The 22504-nt window shown below is 55.3% G+C and carries 17 protein-coding genes; 12 read left to right on the top strand and 5 right to left on the bottom strand.

What is annotated here, in order from left to right:
- The first annotated feature begins 86 nt into the window (after window positions 1-86).
- The 4 genes from FDY93_RS06465 (at window position 87) to rpoS (ending at window position 4101) form a co-directional block, all read left to right on the top strand.
- Window positions 87-758 (top strand): protein-L-isoaspartate(D-aspartate) O-methyltransferase, encoded by a 672-nt coding sequence (locus FDY93_RS06465; protein WP_171018909.1) that lies wholly within the window; start codon window positions 87-89, stop codon window positions 756-758.
- Complete coding sequence (locus tag FDY93_RS06460) at window positions 758-1717, top strand: DUF368 domain-containing protein (protein WP_138234921.1); 960 nt, start codon at window positions 758-760, stop codon at window positions 1715-1717. Before FDY93_RS06465 ends, FDY93_RS06460 begins: the two co-directional genes overlap by 1 nt.
- A 750-nt stretch (window positions 1718-2467) precedes the next feature.
- Window positions 2468-2770 carry a peptidoglycan DD-metalloendopeptidase family protein gene (locus FDY93_RS19715; RefSeq protein WP_240914347.1) on the top strand — a complete coding sequence of 101 codons (303 nt, stop codon included), beginning with the start codon at window positions 2468-2470 and terminating at the stop codon, window positions 2768-2770.
- Between the two features lie 230 nt (window positions 2771-3000).
- A complete protein-coding gene (gene rpoS, locus FDY93_RS06450; protein ID WP_246068484.1) occupies window positions 3001-4101 on the top strand; it encodes an RNA polymerase sigma factor RpoS in 1101 nt (366 codons plus the stop codon).
- Between the two features lie 95 nt (window positions 4102-4196).
- Here the strand turns inward: rpoS and FDY93_RS06445 are convergent, their stop codons facing one another.
- The 3 genes from FDY93_RS06445 to FDY93_RS06435 all read right to left on the bottom strand — a co-directional run bounded on the left by FDY93_RS06445 (window position 4197) and on the right by FDY93_RS06435 (window position 8135).
- Entirely contained in the window at window positions 4197-4541 is a 345-nt protein-coding gene (locus FDY93_RS06445) for a YdbL family probable chaperone protein (RefSeq protein ID WP_240914282.1), read from the bottom strand.
- A 52-nt stretch (window positions 4542-4593) separates the two neighbouring features.
- Window positions 4594-4806 carry a YnbE family lipoprotein gene (locus FDY93_RS06440; protein WP_240914281.1) on the bottom strand — a complete coding sequence of 71 codons (213 nt, stop codon included), beginning with the start codon at window positions 4804-4806 and terminating at the stop codon, window positions 4594-4596.
- Between the two features lie 182 nt (window positions 4807-4988).
- The gene (locus tag FDY93_RS06435; RefSeq protein WP_138234919.1) at window positions 4989-8135 is read right to left on the bottom strand and encodes an intermembrane phospholipid transport protein YdbH family protein; all 3147 of its coding nucleotides are present in this window, start codon (window positions 8133-8135) and stop codon (window positions 4989-4991) included.
- 132 nt (window positions 8136-8267) lie between these two features.
- On the opposite strand from FDY93_RS06435, the gene ggt reads away from it, so the two are divergent.
- On the top strand, window positions 8268-9965 hold the full coding sequence (gene ggt / locus FDY93_RS06430; protein WP_138234918.1) for a gamma-glutamyltransferase: 1698 nt from the start codon (window positions 8268-8270) through the stop codon (window positions 9963-9965).
- 114 nt (window positions 9966-10079) lie between these two features.
- Entirely contained in the window at window positions 10080-12725 is a 2646-nt protein-coding gene (pepN, locus tag FDY93_RS06425) for an aminopeptidase N (RefSeq protein WP_138234917.1), read from the top strand.
- Window positions 12726-12811: 86 nt separating this feature from the next.
- Here pepN and FDY93_RS06420 read toward each other — a convergent pair whose 3' ends face one another.
- On the bottom strand, window positions 12812-13402 hold the full coding sequence (locus FDY93_RS06420) for a histidine phosphatase family protein (RefSeq protein WP_166216567.1): 591 nt from the start codon (window positions 13400-13402) through the stop codon (window positions 12812-12814).
- A gap of 100 nt (window positions 13403-13502) precedes the next feature.
- Entirely contained in the window at window positions 13503-15113 is a 1611-nt protein-coding gene (locus tag FDY93_RS06415) for a carboxylesterase/lipase family protein (RefSeq protein ID WP_138234915.1), read from the bottom strand.
- Here FDY93_RS06415 and FDY93_RS19570 point away from each other — a divergent pair.
- The 6 genes from FDY93_RS19570 (at window position 15039) to FDY93_RS06390 (ending at window position 22479) form a co-directional block, all read left to right on the top strand.
- Window positions 15039-15233: a hypothetical protein gene (locus FDY93_RS19570; RefSeq protein WP_220446123.1), complete on the top strand. Its 195-nt coding sequence runs from the start codon at window positions 15039-15041 to the stop codon at window positions 15231-15233. The genes FDY93_RS06415 and FDY93_RS19570 overlap by 75 nt on opposite strands.
- Window positions 15230-15631 (top strand): hypothetical protein, encoded by a 402-nt coding sequence (locus tag FDY93_RS06410; RefSeq protein ID WP_138234914.1) that lies wholly within the window; start codon window positions 15230-15232, stop codon window positions 15629-15631. Before FDY93_RS19570 ends, FDY93_RS06410 begins: the two co-directional genes overlap by 4 nt.
- Before the next feature lie 109 nt (window positions 15632-15740).
- Window positions 15741-17003: an MDR family MFS transporter gene (locus tag FDY93_RS06405; RefSeq protein ID WP_138234913.1), complete on the top strand. Its 1263-nt coding sequence runs from the start codon at window positions 15741-15743 to the stop codon at window positions 17001-17003.
- Between the two features lie 307 nt (window positions 17004-17310).
- The gene (locus FDY93_RS19850; RefSeq protein WP_138234912.1) at window positions 17311-19266 is read left to right on the top strand and encodes a BapA/Bap/LapF family prefix-like domain-containing protein; all 1956 of its coding nucleotides are present in this window, start codon (window positions 17311-17313) and stop codon (window positions 19264-19266) included.
- Window positions 19267-19531: 265 nt separating this feature from the next.
- Entirely contained in the window at window positions 19532-20824 is a 1293-nt protein-coding gene (locus FDY93_RS06395; protein WP_138234911.1) for a BapA/Bap/LapF family prefix-like domain-containing protein, read from the top strand.
- A 428-nt stretch (window positions 20825-21252) separates the two neighbouring features.
- Window positions 21253-22479: a TolC family outer membrane protein gene (locus FDY93_RS06390; protein ID WP_246068483.1), complete on the top strand. Its 1227-nt coding sequence runs from the start codon at window positions 21253-21255 to the stop codon at window positions 22477-22479.
- The last annotated feature ends 25 nt before the right edge of the window (window positions 22480-22504 follow it).

Raw genomic sequence — 22504 nt, 5'->3', positions numbered from 1 at the left:
CCGGCCAGTCGCTGGATATCCTAGGGGTTTAGGTACCTTGGAAATAGCGCTCCGGCGAATTGCTTGCAGGGAGATAATGCGTCCTTATGGATCGTTTGAGACACGAAGGCCTGGGAATGACATCCCAGCGCACCCGCAACCGCCTGATTCAGCGTTTGCGGGAGGAAGGTATTCGCAGTGAGGAGGTGCTGGATGTCATGGCATCCACCCCCCGACATCTGTTTCTTGATGAGGCGCTGGCGCTGCGCGCCTATGAAGACACCGCGCTGCCCATCGGTTACGGTCAGACCATTTCCCAGCCTTATATCGTTGCCCGCATGACGGAATTGCTGATCAGCCGCGCGCGCTCCCGGGCTCGAGTGCTGGAAGTGGGTGCGGGGTCCGGGTACCAGACCGCGATTCTCGCCCGCCTGGTCGATAAGCTGTATTCCGTCGAGCGAATCGAGCCGCTGCTCACCAAGGCGCGGCAGCGGATGCGGGAACTGGGGATTTTCAACGTGGAGATGCGTTTGAGTAATGGCGGTTTCGGCTGGCCGGAGCAGGCTCCTTTTGATGCCATTCTATGTGCCGCCGCACCAGCCAGCGTGCCCGATGAACTCCGGGAGCAATTGGCTCCAGGAGGAGTTCTGGTCATTCCTGTGGGTAGCGACAGCCAGTTTCTTACCATCGTTACCCGCAGTGAAGACGGCAGCCGCTTTGATGTGGAAAAGGCGGAGCCGGTGCGCTTCGTTCCCCTGTTAAGCGGAGTCGTGCGTTGATGTCACAGATGTTTTTTCGCAGCCGATACTGGGGCGTGGCGGCGCGCGGTATCGCCATGGGTGCCGCAGATGTCGTGCCCGGTGTATCTGGCGGCACCATCGCATTTATTACGGGAATCTATCAGGAGCTGTTGGATTCATTGAGTCGTATCGGGCCACATACGTTCGCCATCCTTGTTAAAGACGGTATTGCTGCAGCCTGGCGTCAAATCAACGGCAATTTTTTACTGGCATTGTTTGCGGGCATTCTTACCAGTATTTTCAGTCTCGCCAAGTTAATCAGTTTTCTATTACATAACTACCCCATTGTGGTCTGGGCGTTTTTCTTTGGCTTGATTCTCGCGTCGGTAGTGCCTATTGCACGGCGTGTTAGCCGATGGACTTGGCAATGCTGGGGCGCGCTGATTCTGGGGGTTGCGCTCGCGATTCTCGTGAGTGAAATGCGCCCCACGGAAATTACCGCCACGCCGACCACCCTGTTTTTTTCCGGTGCTCTGGCGATCTGCGCCATGATCCTGCCCGGCATCTCGGGCTCCTTTATCTTGCTGATGATTGGCATCTATCCGCAAGTGATTGCGGCGGTACATCAATTCCAATTGAGCGCGCTTGTGTGGTTCGCCGCCGGTGCGGGAAGTGGTCTGTTGCTATTCAGCCGTCTGCTCTCCTGGTTGATGCATCGGTTCCCGTCGGTGACATTGTCATTTTTAGTGGGCATTTTGCTTGGCAGCCTGAAAATTGTCTGGCCGTGGAAGTTGGCAACCAGTGAAATGGTCGGGCTCGATGGAGATAAACTCGCGCCGATGATGTCCAACGTTCTACCTGCAGAATTTGCCAGTGCATCCGGCCATCCGTCCTATTTCCTGGGGGCCGTGGCCGCAATGATGGCAGCAGTGATTCTGGTGCTCGCTGTTGAGTGGCTGAGTTTGCGCCATGTAGGAAATGTCGTACAGGAAAAATAAGTTGGGGATTACAGCCGGGTGGGGCGGAAGACTACCGGATGATTTCTGACGTATTACGGGTGATTTGGGGGACTTGCGACAGCGGGGGGCCACGTTGAAGGGCGGTGTTGGCCAGCTGCGAATCAGACCGGTTTTTTTTGCCTCTCGGTGATGCGAAATCCACGATATTTTTTAGACACTTTTTCCATAAATGCACACCTTTGATGTAAAAAGAGAATAATGAAACGGCGCAATTATCGACAGTTCAGCAGCGTAAATTCTGAATTCGCAGAAGGTAAATTGTGCCAATTCTACTATTCCCTGCGCAGGGTTTTTTGGGTTCTCACACTCTGTGTGTGCGCCGCGTCCTGTTCCAGTAATCTGGCTCCCACCTCGACCCTCCAACAGCCACCCAGTCATAAAATCAAGCACCATACGGTCAGCCGAGGTGAAACCCTGTATTCCATTGCCTGGAGATATGGTAGAGATTTCAAAGAGTTAGCTGCGATCAATGGCATTCCTTCGCCCTATCGGATATTCCCTGGCCAACGTCTGCAGCTCGCCGGGCGTGCGCCCGCGCAAGTGGCCACTAAGGCGGTTGCGGTCGCAGAAAGACCACAACCCCCGGCCAAAAAGGCCGCAACCAGGGCTCGTAAACCCCCTCCGGCAACCACTAAAAAATCGTCAAATTCGGCCAGACACAAATCTGACATAAATTGGCAGTGGCCGGTACGTGGCAGGGTGCTGGCCACGTACCGGCACGGAGACCCCTTGCGAAAGGGAGTTGATATCGCGGGTAAAAAGGGGGAATCTGTTCTGGCAGCAGCGGATGGCACAGTGATTTACGCCGGAAGCGCACTGAGAGGTTACGGTAAGCTTCTGATCATCAAGCACAGTGAGGAATTTCTCAGTGCTTACGCCCACAACGACAAACTCCTTGTGGGCGAGGGTGCGAGGGTGAAGGCGGGGCAAAGGATAGCGGATCTGGGTTCGAGTGGTACCGACCGCGATATGCTCCACTTCGAAATTCGCCGCAATGGTCAGCCGGTAGACCCCATGGCCTACCTGCCTTAGCCGACGCAATGATCTGCGTGTCTTTACGCTGTTGCGCAATAAAAATGGACTTTTATTTTATAACCACTTGAGGTAGTCACCGGGATCGGCATTAACTGCCCTGCAGTGACACTGCTCGCCAATGAAGGCGGGTTGCCGGGAACGGAGGCTGTCGCATCTGACAGCGACCGGTTCAGCGATCGCGAACTGTCGAGGCGGCTGAAACAGGCAAAGTACAAGGAGTTGGGGAAATGGAAGCACAACGTCGTGAACATCTGGAATACGATGCCAGAGCCGATCTCTCAATCGACTCAATGGACAATGACGATTCCTATGATGACTCTCTGGAATTGGATGAAGACGATTCCTTATCAGAAGATGAAGAAGTAGAGACCAGCCGCCCACGGAGAAAGGCGGCCAAGAAAAGCTCCGAAACCATCTCACCTAGATCTACAACAAAAAGCACATCAACGAAAACCACCATCCGCCGGATGGATGATCCCCACGCAAACAAGAATCTTGACGCTACCCAGCTGTATCTCAACGAAATCGGTTTTTCTCCTCTGCTGACCGCGGAAGAAGAAGTTTACTACGCACGCAAGGCGCTGCGCGGTGACGTCGCCGCGCGCAAGCGTATGATCGAAAGTAACCTGCGTCTCGTAGTGAAAATCGCCCGACGTTATGTAAGTCGTGGCCTGGCGTTGCTGGATCTGATTGAGGAAGGCAACCTGGGTCTGATTCGAGCGGTAGAAAAGTTTGATCCGGAGCGCGGCTTCCGTTTCTCTACCTACGCCACCTGGTGGATCCGACAAACTATCGAACGGGCCATCATGAATCAGACGCGCACCATCCGTCTGCCTATTCATGTGGTCAAAGAACTCAATGTTTACCTTCGTGCTTCCCGCGAACTGGCACAGAAGCTCGATCACGAGCCGTCTGCGGAAGAAATTGCCAATCTGCTGGAAAAACCGGTGGAAGACGTTGAGCGTATGCTCGGCCTCAATGAGCGTATCACTTCGGTGGATACCCCCATCGGCCCATCGTCTGAAAAAACCCTGGTGGATACCATTCCCGATCAGCATGAATCCGATCCTGCGGAACTGTTGCAGGATGAGGATCTGTTCGAAAGTATCAACCGCTGGTTGGGTGAACTGCCGGACAAGCAGTGTGAAGTGGTGTCCCGCCGCTTTGGTCTGCGAGGATACGAGGCCAGCACTCTGGAAGAAGTCGGTCGTGAAATCGGTCTCACCCGTGAACGTGTGCGTCAGATACAGGTAGACGCGCTCAAGCGTCTGCGCGAAGTCATGGAGAGCCAGGGGCTTGACGGTATGTCACTCTTCGCCAATCTCTGATTCGTTCGCGGGAATGGATTGAAGGTCCTTTCTTGCGACAATCCCCCACCAGAACCCGCAACCTTTGTTGCGGGTTCTGTTTTTTGGGGAGGCAGTTATTTCTGCTGCCAGCGACCGAGGTTGTCCTGGTAAAACTCGCCTTTGCCGAGGCGGGATTCCAGTTTCTCCGCTGCGCGGGCAGCCACTTGGGCTATGTCGATGTTGTTGCGCTGAGCAATGGCCGCGTATTCCTGCTTGCGCTTGTTGTTCACTTCCGCCACCAGTTTTTCGAGTTCTGGTGTACTGCCTTGCACGACGGCGATATAACCGCTGTTTGCTTCGCCAACCAGTCCCTGAGAGCGTGCCTGGTCCAGAGTGATGGCGCTGGCCGGCAGGGCGATCAGCAGGGTCACTGCGAGCAGACCATTCAACAGTTTTTTCATGGATACGAATGCGGGCATAGTCTGTTTTCCTTTTCTCATTTGGGGTGAACGGTTCTGTTGCCGGTTGGCATCAGAAAATCCCCTCCTTGTCTTCAAACAGGTCATCGAGCTCCTTGTCGACTCTGACGCGGATTTCGTGTTCGATCTTGACGTTCAGGTTGACGGTGATCGGCTCACTGGGGGCCTGTACTGCTACCGTCGGGGTGCAGGCGGCCATCAAGGCGCACCCGCACAACAGTGCGAGGCATACCGCGGTCTGTTTGACAATTCCTGGCTGTTTCACTGAATACTCCTGTGTCTCTCAGGTTTACAGGTTTGTAAGTAGCAATGCGGCGGACGCCGCGTCACCTGGGAGCTATTGATGTTTACTATAGATCTTGTCCATTAACCGCAGCTGAATAGGGGCGTAACTGAACGGCAGCGGGCCGCCGTATAAACCGAGGTTAAAACGGAACTCAGGCCAGCTTACTGTACCTGGCGCTCCAGTACATCGGTAACATCTCTACTCGCCTGCAGGGATCGCAGCATGGACGGGATATTGTTTTCCAGATTCAGGTTGATGATCAGATCCCGGTTGGCATCAATGGCGGCACTGCGTCCGGTCAACTTCAGGTTCAGCTGCAGATCTCCGCTCAACGGGTAGCTCATGGTGCCAGAAATATCCCGGTAATTGTAATCTTCCAGAGCACCGGCAAGCAGCTTCAACTGGGGGTTACTGCCGAGCATACCGGGCGAAAAGGCCCCGTAGTAGCGCAACCTGCCCCCGGGCGGACGGGACTGCACGGTGCCGTTGTCCACAGTGACGCCCTGACGGTCGGTGGTGATGGGAATACTTGCGTCGATCAGGCCACTGGCGGCGAAGTTGGTGGACTCCATTTCCTTTGCCAGGGCGCCAAGCGAGAGGCCAGTGAACTGCAGGTGGGATTGCCGCTCCTCACCGCTTAGGTTCCAGTAGAGGTTTTCGGCGGTTAGCGCGCCTTCCAGAAGCTCGGCGGAGAAGTTCCGGAGGGTGAGGTCGCCATTTTCGGCCAGTGACAGTAAAAAATTCACATTGGTGACGGCAATCCCAGTGTCTACCGATTTTACGGAGACTGGGACTGGCTTTATTGTGACCCAGTTTTCATTGTGCTGCTGCAGGGCAATCTCGGTGTTGACGCCTACGGCGAAGCTGTCGTTGTACTGAAGGGCAGTGTCAATGAATCCCAGCTGGAACTGACTCGTCCCCGATTCCGGCCAGTGAATTCTGGCGTCCGCCTGCAGCTTGCCGCCGACAATATCCACAGGTAGCCCGCTTACAGCGCGGGTCAGGGGATTCGTGGGTGTAAATTCGACTTGCGGAAGGACGAGCGTCAGCGTGCCTTGTCCCGATTTCAGGCTGTGCTGCCATTTGGTGGCCAGTGCGAGCGGCCCACCTGAAATATCGCTGCTGCCGGTGATCTCCTGATTGGCAATCTGCCATTTCCCACGTGAGGAAAACCCGGCCTTATATTGCTTCAGTATGGAGACATTCAGGTTGTCAGCATGGAAGCTGGCAGCAGCTTGAAAATCTCCAGGTTTGTCGCCGGAATGGACAATGAGCAAGTCTTCGAGAAACACAACGCCACGCAATTGATTGTCGCCACTGCGCAGTGGGTCGAGATTGATGGCAAGGTGTGGGCTGCTGCAGGAAATCGCCGTATTCTGCCACCGGCATTTGGCCTGCTGCGTAAACACCTCCGGTTTACCTATACTGACTTCTCCCGAATGTCCCTGATCGGCGCTCAGGTTCAGGTCTTTCAGGGCTATGGAAAATGAGCCATCCTGCCCTGAGGCAAGGTGGGCTTCCGCGACGGTCAGGTTTAGGTTGCTAACACTGGTCGTTGTGTCCGGCAGCCTCAACTGTGGGGTTGCCATTTTCAGTTGCAGGGTGCAGTTGACCGCAGGTAATCCGGCGCAGCGCAGGTTGCCGACTTCTCCCCGGAGTTCGGGGCTTCCCTGTTTTTCATCTTGCAGTTTTCTTAGATCTTTGGCTGCCAGCTCAAGCTGTGGGAATTCCAGATCCATTTCACCGGGAAATTTCGCGGAAGAAAGTTTTATCGCTTGGCTGCCGCTCAGCGTTAGCCGCAGTTTCTGCCAGTCCAATGCTGCCAGCGGATTATTGTGGCTTGGAGGCTCCAGCAGGAACGTCGCGTTGTCATTGAGCCGGATTTCCGCGAAAAACTGATGGATCTTCGGTGCATCAGATCCGCTGAGTATTCCATTGAGTCCGGGAAGTGAGAAGGTTCCGGTAAATGTTTGAATGCCCCGCATATCTGTCACTGGAATCTGCTCGCGCACTTGTTGCCATCTCGCTGTATTCCAAAGGCGGGATGCTTCATCAAGGTGGGTCTCGCCGCGAAACAGGACTTGGGGAATGCCGTTTTGAGTCGACAATACAATATTGCTGTCTACTAGCGGCGGCACTGCTACGGGCATTTCCGATGCCGGTTGAATGGTTGTGCGAATCTGCAGCTCTCCTTCGATGGAAGCGACGGACAGGGGTACTGCAGAATGTATTTGCAGGTGGACCGGTTTTGTCGTCGTTACTTCCGCGGCCACTGGCAGGCCGGCGTGTCCCTCGGGCAATACCGCGGAAAACGCTCGGGTTTCAATCGCCGCGCTGATATCGCGCAGATCACCTGCATTCGAAAGTCGATCCGGGATCCCGCCTTTGAAGGTAAGCGACGCCTCCCCCTGCAGGGAGTGCGCTAGGTCGAGCCAGTCTCCGCGTTCACGGCTGGATAAACCGACTTGTTGGAACAGTGGAGGCAATTGACCGGCAGCAAGATTGAGACTGCCTTCCAACCGCCAGCGGCGTGAAGGACTTTCGCTATTGACCGGCCTTTGACGATATACGCGGGTGTCCAGTTGTCCCACGGTCACGGCACCGTTGTCGAGTTTTAGGGCAGACTTTGTCAGTGCCTCCTCGATATGCACTTTCAGCTCCAGGCGGCATGCTCTACAGCGGTCGCTGCGCAGCTCTCCCTCAATGGTGTGTCCGGGGAACTGGGTGGCGGAAAAGGAAAGTTCGCCATTTAATCTCTGCGGCCACTGGATTTTTTGGATCTGCAGTTTCCGAATTGGCAGATTGCGCAGGTTATCGAGTACTTCGTCTACGGAAATTTCAGTGGCTGCCTCCGTATCTTTCGCGAATACGTCAGCTCCGTGCGGTGCGCTCGACGCTGGATTTTCCGGCGGGAACTTCGGCAGAGCGTTTTCCTGAGCGTCGACCACTGGCTCGGGAGATTTGATCGCAAGGCGTTCGACCGATATTTCTGCTTCCGGCAAGACGCGCGTGTTCGAACTCAGTAGGGCGCGAATGAGGGCGGGAATCCGGCTGACGTGGATATCACTCACATCAATGAAGTACCCGCGCGAGGTGACAAGGCGCAGGTGGTCAAGATGTGCGCCCAGTCCGCGGTCCGAGCGGGAAAGGCTCAGCCCTTGGAATACCGTAACGCGCATCCCATCCAGCCGCCAGTTCAGTGCACCGGGTATCCATGAATGTCTCGCCATCCAGCCGGCGGCAGCAGCCAGTAGCAATAGCGCCAGGGCAACTGCAGCGATCTTCAGGGAGCGGGAGACAAAACGCACAAAAACCTCGGCTGACCGACTTGAGAATTCACCACCAAATGTAGAGACTTGTTTGTGAGAATAACGACAGGGGCAGAAATTGTGAAATTCGTGATGACAGTATTGTGCGGTAAAGCCAGTCAGGTGAGGAAAATGTTGGCAGTGACCGCGATTTCCCTGGCGGGGACCCTGTCGGTAGCTGTGGGAGTTCAAGCATATGACCGCATCAACGGTGAGGGGTTCGCCAGCCGTTCACCGGTACTGGCCACCGGGGGAATGGCCGCCACTAGCCAGCCGCTGGCGACCCAGGTGGCGCTGGATATCCTGAAGAAGGGCGGCAGCGCAGTAGATGCCGCTATTGCCGCCAATGCGGTGCAGGGGCTGATGGAACCGACTGGCAATGGCATTGGTGGTGATCTGTTTGCCATTGTGTGGAGTGCCGAAGACAAAAAGCTCCACGGCTTGAATGCTAGCGGGCGCTCGCCGAAATCACTGTTATTCCGTTATTTTGCCGACAATAATCTCGAGAAGATCCCCTCCCATGGTCCTCTGCCTGTATCCGTGCCGGGCGCGGTGGATGGCTGGTTCGAGCTGCATGGAAAGTTCGGCCGGCTGCCAATGAAAGACCTGTTGGCGCCGGCCATTCATTATGCCAACAGCGGTTTTCCGGTAACGCAGCTGGTGGCCTACTACTGGAACCGATCTGTACCGGTATTGGAAAAATACCCGGGCTTCCGCGAAACCTACATGCCTGACGGCCGCGCGCCCAGGGAAGGCGACATTTTTCGCAATCCCCGTCTGGCAAATACGCTACAGAAAATTGCGGATGACGGACGCGATGCCTTCTACAAAGGGGACATTGCACGGGAAATCGACCGCTATATGAATGCCAACGGAGGTTTTCTCTCCTATGACGACCTGGCCAGTCACAAATCTGAGTGGGTGGAACCGGTGTCGACCAATTACCGCGGCTACGACGTGTGGGAGCTGCCGCCCAATGGCCAGGGCATTGCAGCATTACAGATCCTCAATATTCTCGAGGACTATGATCTGGCTGAGCTGGGGCGCCTCAGCCCCGAATATATCCACCTGTTCACGGAGGCCAAGAAACTCGCGTTTGAAGACCGCGCCAAATACTATGCGGACCCAGAATTCAATACTCTGCCGGTCAAAGAGCTCATCTCGAAATCCTACGCCGACAAACGCCGCAAGCTTATCAACCCGGAACGGGCCGCTAAACGTTACGATGCCGGGACCGTGGCTCTGCGTCACGGCGATACCATCTACCTCACTACCGCCGATAAAGACGGCAATATGGTGTCGCTGATCCAAAGTAATTACCGGGGGATGGGCTCTGGCATGACTCCCGGAGAGCTGGGGTTTATTCTGCAGGACCGCGGGGAGATGTTCAGCCTCAGAGAAGGTCATTTCAATCAGTACCAGCCGGGGAAGCGTCCGTTCCACACCATCATCCCCGCCTTCGTGACCAAAGATGGCAAACCCTGGCTCAGCTTTGGCGTCATGGGCGGCGCGACCCAGCCGCAGATGCATGCGCAAGTTATCATCAACATGGTGGATTTCGGCATGAACGTGCAGGAAGCGGGCGATGCGCCGCGTATACTGCACACGGGTTCCAGCCAACCCACAGATGAACTGATGGAGGATGGGGGCTATCTCAGCCTGGAAGACGGCTTTCCCATGGAAACGCGGCGCAAGCTGGTGCAGATGGGCCATCAGATACGTTTTGAAAGTGGCCCTTATGGCGGTTACCAGGCCATCCTGAAAGACGCGAATGGTGTGTATCACGGTGCCTCTGAAAGCCGCAAAGACGGGCAGGCTGCCGGTTATTGACGGGCCCCACTTGAAACCTGTTGCGCGCCACCTGGTGAAGGAGGACCGCTCGCTACGATTTATACGGGGGCCCATAGAAAAAGGCCTGCCAATTTTTGAAAGAGACCTTAGTCAATGAAAGATTCCCAAGCGCGTACGATTTACCTGAAGGATTATCAGGCTCCGGATTATCTGGTGGATCGCACGGACCTCACCTTTGATCTCGATCCCCATGCCACCCTTGTGACGTCCCGTCTAAAGGTCCGGCGCAATCCGGCTGTGGCCCGCGCTGAGGAGACTCTGCCGCCGCTCTGGCTCGATGGATCAGATCTGGAGTTGCTTTCTGTATCGGTTGATGGCGAGCTTCTCCCGGCCCAGCGCTATCAGGAAAAACCCGGTGGACTGGCACTGAGCGTTGACCGAGCGGCGTTCGAATTGGAAGTGCAGACCCGCATTGCCCCGGAAGCCAATACCTCACTCGAGGGGCTGTATCTCTCCAATGGCATGTATTGCACCCAGTGCGAGGCCGAGGGCTTTCGGAAAATCACCTTTTATCCAGACCGGCCGGATGTGATGTCGATATTCACTACTACGATTGTCGCGCCCGCCACATACCCTGTCCTGCTGTCGAATGGCAACAGGATCGACAGCACGACCACCGAGGACGGTCGCTTGCGGGTGACCTGGGAAGATCCGTTTGCCAAGCCTTCTTACCTTTTTGCACTGGTGGCGGGGGATTTACAGCATGTGGAAGACCATTTCACAACCTGCAGTGGCCGCACGGTGAAACTGCAACTGTTTACCGAGGCGCGCAACATCGGCAAGTGTGCACACGCGATGGCGTCTCTCAAGCACGCTATGCGCTGGGATGAAGAGGTCTACGGCCGGGAATACGATCTGGATATTTTCATGATCGTCGCGGTAGATCATTTCAACATGGGGGCAATGGAAAACAAAGGGCTGAATATCTTCAATTCCGCCTGTGTCCTCGCCAGCCCGGAAACCGCGACCGACGCCGCTTTTCAGAGAATTGAGGCCATTGTTGCTCACGAGTACTTCCACAATTGGTCGGGGAACCGTGTCACCTGCCGTGACTGGTTCCAGCTCAGTCTGAAAGAGGGCTTTACGGTATTTCGTGATGCGGAGTTTTCTGCGGACATGAATTCCCGGGCGGTCAAGCGCATCGAAGACGTCATCCTGCTGCGCACCTCCCAGTTTGCCGAGGATGCCGGTCCCATGTCCCATCCGGTGCGGCCGGATTCCTATATGGAAATTTCCAATTTCTATACGCTCACAGTGTACGAGAAAGGGGCCGAAGTGGTGCGGATGATCCACACGCTTCTTGGAGAGGAAGCTTTCCGGCGTGGCAGCGATCTTTATTTTGAACGCCATGACGGCTGTGCCGTTACCTGTGAAGATTTTGTGGTGGCAATGGAAGATGCCAATAGTGCGGATCTGAAACAGTTTCGCCGTTGGTACAGCCAGGCAGGCACGCCGGTGCTTGAGGTGACAGATGCCTATAGCGAGGCGAATGGGGAGTATTCACTCACTATTCGCCAACACACTCCGGCAACGCCGGGGCAGAATGACAAGTTACCTCTGCATATTCCTGTGAAGATTGGACTTCTGGATGAAAGTGGCAGCCCGCTACCACTCGATACCTCGGGGCGGGAAGAAATGGTGTTGCATCTCACTGAAGCGGAGCAGACGTTTACCTTCAATGGTATTGCTTCGCGTCCATTGCCATCACTACTGCGAGGATTCTCCGCACCGGTAAAACTTCGCTATGGCTATTCGAGCGCACAGCTGCAATTCCTGATGCGGCATGATTCAGACCCGTTCAATCGCTGGGATGCCTGTCAGCGTTTGGCATTGGATAGCCTGTGCAAACTGCAGCAACAATATCGCGCAGGTGCGGCATTGGAGTCGCCGGGTACTTTGATAGAAGGTTTTGCCGCGGTGCTGGACGATGTAACACTAGACCCGGCGTTGGTCGCAAAGATGCTGTCGCTTCCCAGCGCGCAGGAACTGGCTGAGCAAGAGGGCGATATTGATGCGGCCGCCATCATCGCCGTGCGCGTCTTTGCCCGCGACGCTATTGCAAAGGCACTTGAAGCACGGTTCCTGGCCCGTTATCGCGCGCTGGATCGGCGCAAACCCTATACCCCCGCGGCGGAAGATATTGCCGAGCGTAGTCTGAAGAATACTTGCCTCACCTATCTGTGTGCCGCCGGAAATGCCGACTCCCTGACACTGGCGAAAACGCAGTTTGAGCGCGGAGAAAACATGACAGATACCGCCGCCGCACTTGCCGCCCTTGTGGAGTTCGGTCCGGAAGAGCAATCAGAAAACTTCCTGGAAGCGTTTTATCAGCAGTGGCAACAGGATACGCAGGTGGTGGAAACCTGGTTTGGGTTGCAAAGCGGCAGCGCGAAGTTCGGCACACTGGAACGAGTGCAGAAATTGATGTCGCACCCGGCTTTTGACGTGAAGAATCCCAATAAGGTGCGCGCCGTAGTCGCGGGGTTTGCGATGCGCAACTTCACCCAGTTCCATCGGGAAGACGGGAGTGGCTACAATTTTCTGGCGGATCAGGTCATCGCACTGGATAAGCTCAATCCGCAAATTGCGGCGCGGCTGGTCACACCTCTGACACGCTGGAGAAAATACCGGGCCGAGGAATCCGGGCAGATTCGGGCGGCACTGCAGCGTATTTCAGACAGTGGCAAACTGTCTTCTGATTTGTACGAAGTAGTCAGCAAAAGCCTCGGGCAGGACTGATCTCGGATACGGCCGCAGACGGGGCAATGAGGGATCACTATTTTCTTTTCAGACTAATCGAGCGGGCTCCCCCAGCCCGTTTCGCATTACTGAATCAGGTTGTCGATACTTTTTTCCTGCCCGAGTTCTGCAAGCGACAGTTTTCCTTGCTCGAGGAAAAGACGGGTCTGCGAGGTGTAGTCGGGGTGAAACTGCACCACCTGCAAGTCATTGCGGATGGTTGCCACTATAGAATTGATTACCATGAAGTGGCAGAAAATCAGAGTGGTGTGGAACTCTTCATTCTCCCCATGGGAGGATAACTGCAGGAGATAGTCGGTAATGCCCATTCTCCATTCTGTTTGCAAAGGGGTGAGGCTGTCCCAGTGGCTGTTGAGCAGCGTCCGAATCCATCCGCCGCGCTCCGCCAGTTTTACTCCCGCGGGCGATGGGATCTCAATGACCTTTGGCGATTTATCCAGGCGGCATTGCCAGCGCTGGACTAGTGGGGTTGCTGTCTGGATTGCGCGCGCTTTGGGGCTGCTGATCAGCCGTACGCCGCCGCCATCTGGAAACTGTCGGTCCAGATCATCTGCCAGTATCTCCGCTTGCCGCCGGCCGAGGTGTGTCAGGCCCGGGTCGTCATCGGTAGAGGACTTGGCGGCTTCGCCATGGCGAATCAACAAAATCTGATGCAAATCGTCAGCCTTTTTTAGAAGTTTGTGTGAGGTATTCCGGCTGGAAATCCTCAGCGGGATTTTAACGTTTTATTATGAATTTCGCGCGCAGTATTGATCTCTAAAGAAATCCGCCAAGTTTGCTGTCGTCCAGAATCTGCCACACCTGCTGCAGGATTCTTGTGTCTGTCTGTCTATCGTCCGTTTGCCCAAAGCAACGGCTATACCCCAATGCAAAGTCGGGCCAGTCGTCTCCCGGATCTCCGGATTCGGCAAAACTTAGCCATGCATTACGCATGGATTCGCTGAGAATATGCGGCTCCTGCTCACCTCCATAGAGGTGCTGGAGTTCCGGCGCGCCGTGGGTACCGAACACATAGCCAAGCTCCGAGGCGTGGCAGGCGCCGAGCATGGGCTGAGCGCGCAGCGGTTGCGCAAAGTGATAGTGAAAGCACTTACCCTGGTGGGCCTGTAGTAGGCGCAGCCCGGGTACCGTGAATGTCATATCGGTCAGTAACATGTTCCAGGCGCGGCTCCACAGCGGCCATGGATTGTCACCGAGGCATTCTGCCCGCTGCCGATAGTGCTCCAGCAATGGCTGGATCAGCTCGTCCGGCAACAGCGGCAGTAGGTGGTCGCGAATATCTTGATCGTTCAGTGTCAGGGTTTCCGGTCGCGCCGCACTGAACAGGTTCCATTCATCGCTGTTGCTCCCCACTAGCAGGGCCACGCCGGTACTGGCGCCACCGCGCAGAGCGTCTATGGGTGGGCAAGTAATCAGTTCACCATCAAGTACGGGTTTGAAGGGGAGGTGGCCCCAGTGGCGATCGGTTTCAGGATTATTCAGGAGTAACTCCTGGGCTTTGAGCAGCTCTTCGGTTGTGGGCGGAAACCTGATGGGCCTGCCACCCCGCAGGGCCGACAGAATTTCGCAGAATTTTTCCGCCATCGCCGTGGCTTTCTCCGGCTGACTGTAAACGGCGGGATTGCCGCTCTGGACTATCGCCTTATGAAAGAGCGTGCCGCCCAGAGGTATGTGGTTGGCATCCTGCGCCGCAAACAGGCTGGCGATACTCATGGCGCCGGCGGATTCCCCAAAGAGGGTGATGTTGTTCGGGTCACCGCCAAAGGCGGAAATATTGTTCTGTACCCAACGCAGCGCCGCAATCTGGTCCAGAATACCTTCATTACCGGTTGCAGGAATATCGCTCAGTTGTTTCAGCCGGAGGAATCCCAATGCGCCCAAGCGGTAGTTGAGTGTCACCACGATTGCGCGTCCGCTACCTGCGAGGTACTGCCCGTCATACAGGGCCTGACAACCGGACCCTAAATAAAATGAGCCGCCGTGAATCCATACCATTACCGGTAGTTTCCCGTGCGCAGGATAGAGCGGCGCATGGATATTCAGGTAGAGGCAATCTTCATTTTTCGGCTCTTGTCCTTCCGGTCCCCGGATATCAAACAAATGATTGGGGTTTTGCGGTGCGGGCATGGCGAAGCTGCTGGCATTCCGGACTCCGGTCCAGGGGGAAAGTGGCTGGGGCGGGTGCCAGCGTAGCGGGCCGACGGGAGGTTCCGCGTAGGGAATTCCCAAAAACTGTCTTACGGCGCCGGGCCCGTCGGGGCATTCCGGTATGACCCGCCCTTGGAGTATTCCATGGCTCGTTTCGATCAGGACGGCATTCTGATGAAGCTTATCGTCGGATGGGTTTATCTTTCTGGAGTGGGGCATGGCGTTCAGCATCCTTTTCAAAGGGTACACAGGAGCGAACCCTACAGAGGCGATCTCTTTCCGGATTCATCAGTCAGTATAGAAGCGGGTATCACAGGATCGGGTCGGCAGTTTTCATGACCATTTTGTTTCCGGAGAAAAAAATGCGAAAAATCCGCGAATTATCGGTTGCGCGAAATGGCGGGTCGGATATGATGGTTGCCTTCCTGTCAATCGCACAAATAGAGGCCGACGGCAGGCGAGTGGAAAATGTATCAGAAACCTCTCGGTGCAACCGGGTACGGAATCAAATGAACTCTCAGATCAAACGCGTGAACTTATCGGGTTATCGTTGGCAGCGAGCAGCGCTGGCACTGATGGCCCGCGTGCGTCTTTTCTCACTCCATACTTCCCTACCTGAAATGATGGCCGAATATACCCCTCGTGCGGAAATGCTGGTTAATATGCTGTGTAAACATCTGTCCGTTTCCGTGCTGGCCTCCGCAGTGGCTATTCGAGTGCGCGGTATGATCACCTGACAGATTACCAAAATGTGTGTTCTGGAGGGTTTCATCAAGACTCTCCAGGAAAAACCCGGATGGTCTTGGCCTCCGGGTTTTTTTTTGCCGTTAACATGGGAGGATCGGCATGGACAGGCAGTGGTGGCAATCACTCTATGGCTTACCGCCGTTGATATGGATAATTCTGATCGGAAGTTTTTTCGGGCGCGGCACTTATTTTATGGTGTGGCCATTTCTCGCGATTCTGCTGCATGAGAAATTTTCACTGGGACCGGCATATATCGGACTTATTCTCAGTGTATCGGCGATGGCGGCGACTCTGCTCGGGTTCTATATGGGTACCCTGTCTGACAGATATGGCAGGCGCACCATATTAATCCTGGGTACATTGATCAACACCTGTGCGTTTGCGCTACTCGCCGTGGCGGAGTCACTGTCTGCCTTTGTCGTGTCCATTACGCTTTGTTCCATTGGTCGCGCCATCTGGGAACCACCAGCAAGCGCATTGTTTGGTGATCTGATCAAGCAAAAGCAGGTTCGTGAGCTTGCACTGCAGTTTCGCTATTTTCTGATCAATGTGGGGGCTGCACTGGGACCGGTCGTGGGCGTTTGGGTCGGGATCAGTGCGCAGCAGTCCACGTTCGGGCTTACCGCGCTCAGCTACCTTTTTCTCTGTCTCGGCTTTGTATGGGCGTTCCGGTATACAACATCGGGAGTGGCAGCGAGACTGAAGCGGCATCCGCCGACGAGCTTCCGAGCGACCTTGACGGTACTGCGGCGTGACAAAGCTTTTTTGATCGTGGTGTTTGCCAACATTCTTACGCTGTTTATCTACGCGCATATGGATTCCAGCCTGGTGCAGTACCTTACACAAAGTAGTGCTCCCGACTTGATACAGCTGATCTCCAGCATGATTCTGGTGAATGCATCGACGATTATTCTGCTGCAGTTTCCATTGCTGAAATTGATGCGTGCATTGAGTATCAACCGCCGGATTGTGATGGGAATTTTTGTTCTCGCGGCAGGGCAGGTGTGGTTTGCGATCAATCCGGTCCACTGGTTCTATGGCTGGTTGGGTGCGACCTTCGTTGTGAGCGTAGCCGAAACAATTTTGTTCCCGACAATGAGTATCCAGGTAGACCGGATGGCTCCCGATCATCTCAGGGGTAGCTATTTTGGCGCGACGTCTTTTTACACACTTGGCTGGTCAAGTGCGCCGTTGGTTGGGGGTTTTGTAATCGAGAAGTGGAGTGGTTCGTCTCTCTACTGGGGAACCTTTCTTCTGTGCGGGCTGGTTTTGTTTCTGTATTTCCGAAGCGGTCGGATCACAGATACTTCACCAGCATCTGATCCGTCGCCAGTGTCTACGGAGCGTTCCGCAGCACTGTGAATTCAGGGCGGTTACTGCGTCGAACTATGATGAGAACACCTCGCATTTCCGACGCAGTAATTTGTTTTGTGGCGGAACTTTACACCTCTTGTTTGGCATTCAATTCCGATTCATGTGCTCAATTGGCAGCATGCCATTGCTCTGCTTGAAATAAGCGAATAACTCAGCCATACCGTTATATAAGTGGTCAAAAAATGATCACTTGGTGCGAAAACTGTTCTTGGGGGTCTTGGGGCGCCAAAGCACAAATTCGCCAAATCGAGTTGGGGCTCCGTCACGGGATGACGGATAAGCAAGGGTAGGCAGGATGCAAACACATGTAGTTGATAAATCCAGCGGCACCCTGAGTTCGTTTGATTCCGCCAACGTGGTTTTGAACGCTCCGGGGTACGTCAAGTTGGCACTGTCGCAGGATGACATTATTTCGTTTTCCAGATCCGGCGATGATCTGATCATACAGCTGGCGTCCGGGGAAATAATTACCATCGAGAATTTTTATCTCGCGGATTCGGGCGATATCGCTAGTGATCTCTTCTTGGAGGATCCTGAATCTGGCGAGATATTGCTTGCTCAGCAAGGAGCCGATGGTTCAATACTTTCGATGGCTCAGGCGAGCAGCAGTACGGGCTTCGCTGGCATCATTCCTCCTACGGGGGAAATTGTTTGCCCGTGGGTATGGGCGGGTTTAGCCGCGTTGGGCATCATCGCGATTGCTAATGCCGACGATGATGACTCCTCCGGACCTAGCTTCTCGCCATACGTCCCACCACCCCCGCCGCCACCCCCGCCCCCCGCGCCACCGCCCCCGGACGGGGATGCTGACGCGGACTCTGATGCGGATGCGGACGCAGATACAGACGCGGATGCCGATGCGGATGCTGATACCGATGCGGATGCCGATGCGGACGCCGATGCTGACGCCGATGCTGACGCCGATGCTGACGCCGATGCTGACGCCGATGCGGATGCCGATGCCGACGCGGATGCCGATGCCGACGCGGATGCTGACGCCGATGCGGATGCCGACGCGGATGCCGACGCGGATGCCGATGCGGATGCCGATGCCGACGCGGATGCCGACGCCGATGCGGATGCCGACGCGGATGCCGACGCCGATGCCGATGCGGATGCTGACGCCGATGCGGATGCCGACGCGGATGCCGATGCCGACGCGGATGCTGACGCCGATGCGGATGCCGACGCGGATGCCGATGCCGATGCCGATGCGGATGCCGATGCCGACGCGGATGCGGATGCCGACGCGGATGCCGATGCGGATGCCGATGCCGACGCGGATGCCGATGCGGATGCCGATGCGGATGCCGATGCCGACGCGGATGCCGACGCCGATGCTGACGCCGACGCCGACGCTGACGCTGACGCGGATGCCGACGCCGATGCGGATGCCGATGCCGATGCCGATGCGGATGCCGACGCCGATGCGGATGCCGATGCCGATGCGGATGCCGATGCCGATGCCGATGCCGATGCCGACGCCGATGCGGATGCGGATGCCGACGCCGACGCCGATGCCGATGCAGACGCCGACGCCGATTGCGACGAGCACTGCCACTGCGACATCAATGTGGATGTTGATATCGACATTGAGTGCGATGCCGACGCAGATTCAGACGCGGACGCGGATGCAGATTCCGACAGCGATTGGGTCTACAGCCATCAAATAAGCCTGCATGGGATTGATGTCGATGTTGAAATCGCGGTGGATATCGACAAAGGGTTTGGTCCACCTACCGACGGCTGTGATAAGGGCTGCTATATCGACATCTATGTAGATATCGACATCGGCATAGATTGCGACTTCGGACACTGCCCACCGGACTATGGGGTAGCGATGTCGCCCGATGGTGAGGAACCCAGTGGTGATTTCATGGCGGTGCCACTCTATGGACCGGATAACGGAGTCGCACTGATGGCATCTCAGTCAGAGTTTGGTGGCCAGGGAGCACTTGACGCCACGCTCGAAGAAGCGCTTGAGAAAGCCATAGAACTGGCTGAATACAGTGACGATCCTGGTAGTTCCGATTCAACACATCAGAGCGACACTGGAGCGTACGTCAGTCTCGAAGATCTGCTGGAAGACTTTGTCCAAAGTGATCTTCTTTCGACGGAAGCTCTGGGCAGTCTGTTGGGTGACGCGAGCTCAGCCCAGTCCGAGCCTGGACTTACTGCAGAGATCATGACGCCAGACATGAGCGACCCGACAGCGGATCTGTGGACGCAGAACGGGTACCACGAGCTGTAACATACTCGCTTTCATACGCCCCAGTTGATATGGGCGACTCAGACACCGGGCTAAAAACCCGGTGTCTTTTTTTTGCGCCCAGGAATTCCAGTACTGATGCCATCTGCTTGAAATCAACGAATAACTCAGCCATACCATATGTTCTTGATCAAAAAGAGGGCATGTTGTCCAAAAACTGTTCTTTAGGTTTTCGATGTCAGAGAAAACCTTCATCAATTGGATCTGGGCTTCATCATAGGATGATGAAAAAGTAAGGGTAGGCAGGATGCTAACGCAGGTAGTCGATAAACTGGACGGCACCTTGACATCATTTGATTCCACTAGAGTGGCTTTAAATTCTTCAGGGTTTGTCAAATTACCGTTGTCGCAGAGCGACATTATTTCGTGGAGCCGATCAGGCAGCGACCTGATCATTCAATTGGCTTCTGCAGAAGTCATCATGATCGCGAATTTCTTCGGTCCCGATACGGTGGAAACACCGACCGAACTTTTTCTGGAGAATCCCAACACGGGTGAAGTGCAGATTGCGCAGTATTCAGCGGATGGAACAGCATTATCGTTTGCCTCGGTAGAGGGCAGCTCCGCTTTATCCGGGAATACAGCCGGTAGTTTGCTAAATGTATCTTCGGGGTTGTGGGCGGGGCTATCGGCATTGGGTATTGCTGGCGTGGCATCGTCTGATGGTAACAATTCTTCCAGCGCGGGCTTCGCCGTTTCCCCGCCGCCTGCGCTATCACCCTCCCCGAGCATGCCTTCGCCGATTCCCCCGGATTCGGAGGACGACACCGATGCGGATGCAGACTCAGATGCCGACGCCGACGCCGACGCCGACGCCGATGCCGACGCCGATGCCGACGCCGATCCAGACACTGATACCGGCGAGGATGACAACACCGACGATGGCGATGACTGTGACGATCATTGTCATGATCTATGCGATATCAACGTGGATATTGATGTAGATATCAGTCTTGAATGCGATCCCCAAAATGATCCTGTGTCGGTCTCTAATGGGGACTGGGTCTACACCCATCAGGTAACTTTGCACGGGATTGACGTCTACGTTGATATTGCAATGGATATTGATAGCAACCTTCCGTTGACCGCTGTAAACGGCGACGGTGGCTGCTATATCGATATCGACATTGATGCCGATATCACCCTTAGTTGCGATATGAGCCAGTACACACCGATAGAGTCGCTGGTACCGGTGAGCGGGCAAGAGATATCGCCCGCCTTCCGCGATACGGTTGAGGCCAGGCTCGAAAATGCACTTGAAGAAGCAATACAGCTGGAAGGATTGCTTATTGGTGATGGTGCGGACTGTGGCTGTTCCGGCTCAACAAACCAGGAGGGCGGTGGGTCGTATGTCCAACTGCAAGATTTGTTGATTGATTTTTTCCATAGTGACTTCCTTTCGGCGGAAGAACTGGGCAATCTGCTTGCAAATGTCAGTGACATTCAGCCCGCTGCGGCCAATGATGCCGAGATACTGCCGCCGGATACGTATGATCCGATGGCCGGTCTCTGGTCACAGAATGGAGTCTACGAGCTTTAATCTTTTCACGCTCAATTATTCAGTTGATATTCACGCCTCAGACGCCGGACCCAGGTCCGGCGTCTTTATATTGAACTAGACTTAGCGCGGTACTAGGGAAATATCCGGCTGCGTTCTGCCAGCGTATTCGCATCAGACGTGGCATAAAAAAGTGAATAAAAGTGACCCAGGAATACGCGAAGCCAAGGCCAGGAAAAACTGCGCGCAGTGAACTCCACAAGGTCTTTCTGAAGAAGAAAATTCCACTTACAGTGATTTTCGCGACATTTCTCGTTGCTGCCGGGACTGTATATGCGGCGGATTCCGAGCTGGAATTTCAGGTGATCAGCCCAGCCCGGTTACATGGAGAAGTTGCCGAAAGTCCGCTCTATAGTGCGCGCCCTCTTAACCCGTCGCAGGCCGGAGGTTCCAGTGCCAGGCAGGTCGGTATGCGCGAAGCCGTCCTGAGTGCCGTTGAGTGGCATCCCGCGATTGGTGAATCCGTTGGCGAGTTACATCGCCAGCAACAGAATATCCGAGCCGCAAAGGCTGGCTATTATCCCCAGCTGAATGTCGGGATTGTTGGAGGCTATGACAGCGAGAATGACGGCAACGGCGATGGTCATGCTGTGCAGTTGTACCTGTCACAAGTCCTATACGACTTCGGAAAAATTTCCAGCAGCGTGGACGCTGCGACTGCCGGCGCCCAGGCTTCTCAGGCGCGGGTACTCCAACAAATCGATCAGGTAGCGCGGGATACCGCCCAAGCGGCGATCGAAGTACAGCGCTATCAAGCGCTGGTGAAGTCCGCCGAGGAGCAGGTTCAGGGAGTGTCGGCGATTTCCCGGCTGGTGAATCTGAGGAGTCAGCGTGGTGCGAGTTCGCGTTCCGATGTGCTTCAGGCGCAATCCCGCATTGAATCCGCAAAGGCCACGCGGCAGCAGCTTGAGGCACAATTGGCGCGCTGGCGCAGTGTTTTGCAAAACCTGATGGGGACGGAACAGCCGGTAGTGCTCACCGCGGGAATTCCTGAATCCGTTGTGCACGGGTGCCAGATTGATCCTATGCAGGCCAGCTACGCTCCAGCTGTACTGCTTGCCGAAGCCCAGCGCGCGGAAGCGATGGCACAGCTACGGGAAGCCAAAGCTCAATCCTGGCCCACACTCTCTCTTGATGGCAGTGTCAACAGCTATCTGGATCAGGAATACGTGGATACCAATGCTCTGAACGACCACGAAAGCGCCGTATTTCTAAACCTCTCCATGCCGATCTATCAGGGTGGCCGTATTTTTGCGAATCGGGATGCAGCGGGCTTTGCATTGCGTGCTGCGGAAGCGGCCAAGGACAACGCGCGGCTCGGTGTGGTTCGCGATCTGCGCATATCGCAAAGTCAGAGCGACGGACTGTCGAGAAGTGTCTCAATACTTGATGCACGCCTTCGCGCGATTGCGGAGACTCGGGATCTTTACCAGCAGCAATACTCAGCGCTGGGAACCAGAACACTGGTTGAACTGCTCAATTCGGAACAGGAGCTGTACCAGGCGCGTATAGAAAAAAATAACACCGAATACGACTTGAATAAGTTACAGGTGGATTGCCTCTATACCGTCGGCGAAATCCGAAATGCATTTGATCTTCAGGGGCGCCCTATCCAAGGTGTTGAGGTATTACCCTGATCCCCTTCGGTGGTATATCAGAAGA

The sequence above is a fragment of the Microbulbifer harenosus genome, assembly GCF_005771435.1.
Lineage (GTDB): Bacteria > Pseudomonadota > Gammaproteobacteria > Pseudomonadales > Cellvibrionaceae > Microbulbifer > Microbulbifer harenosus.
Note: the sequence above shows the minus strand (reverse complement) of the source record. Positions and strands in the feature narration are given on the sequence as shown.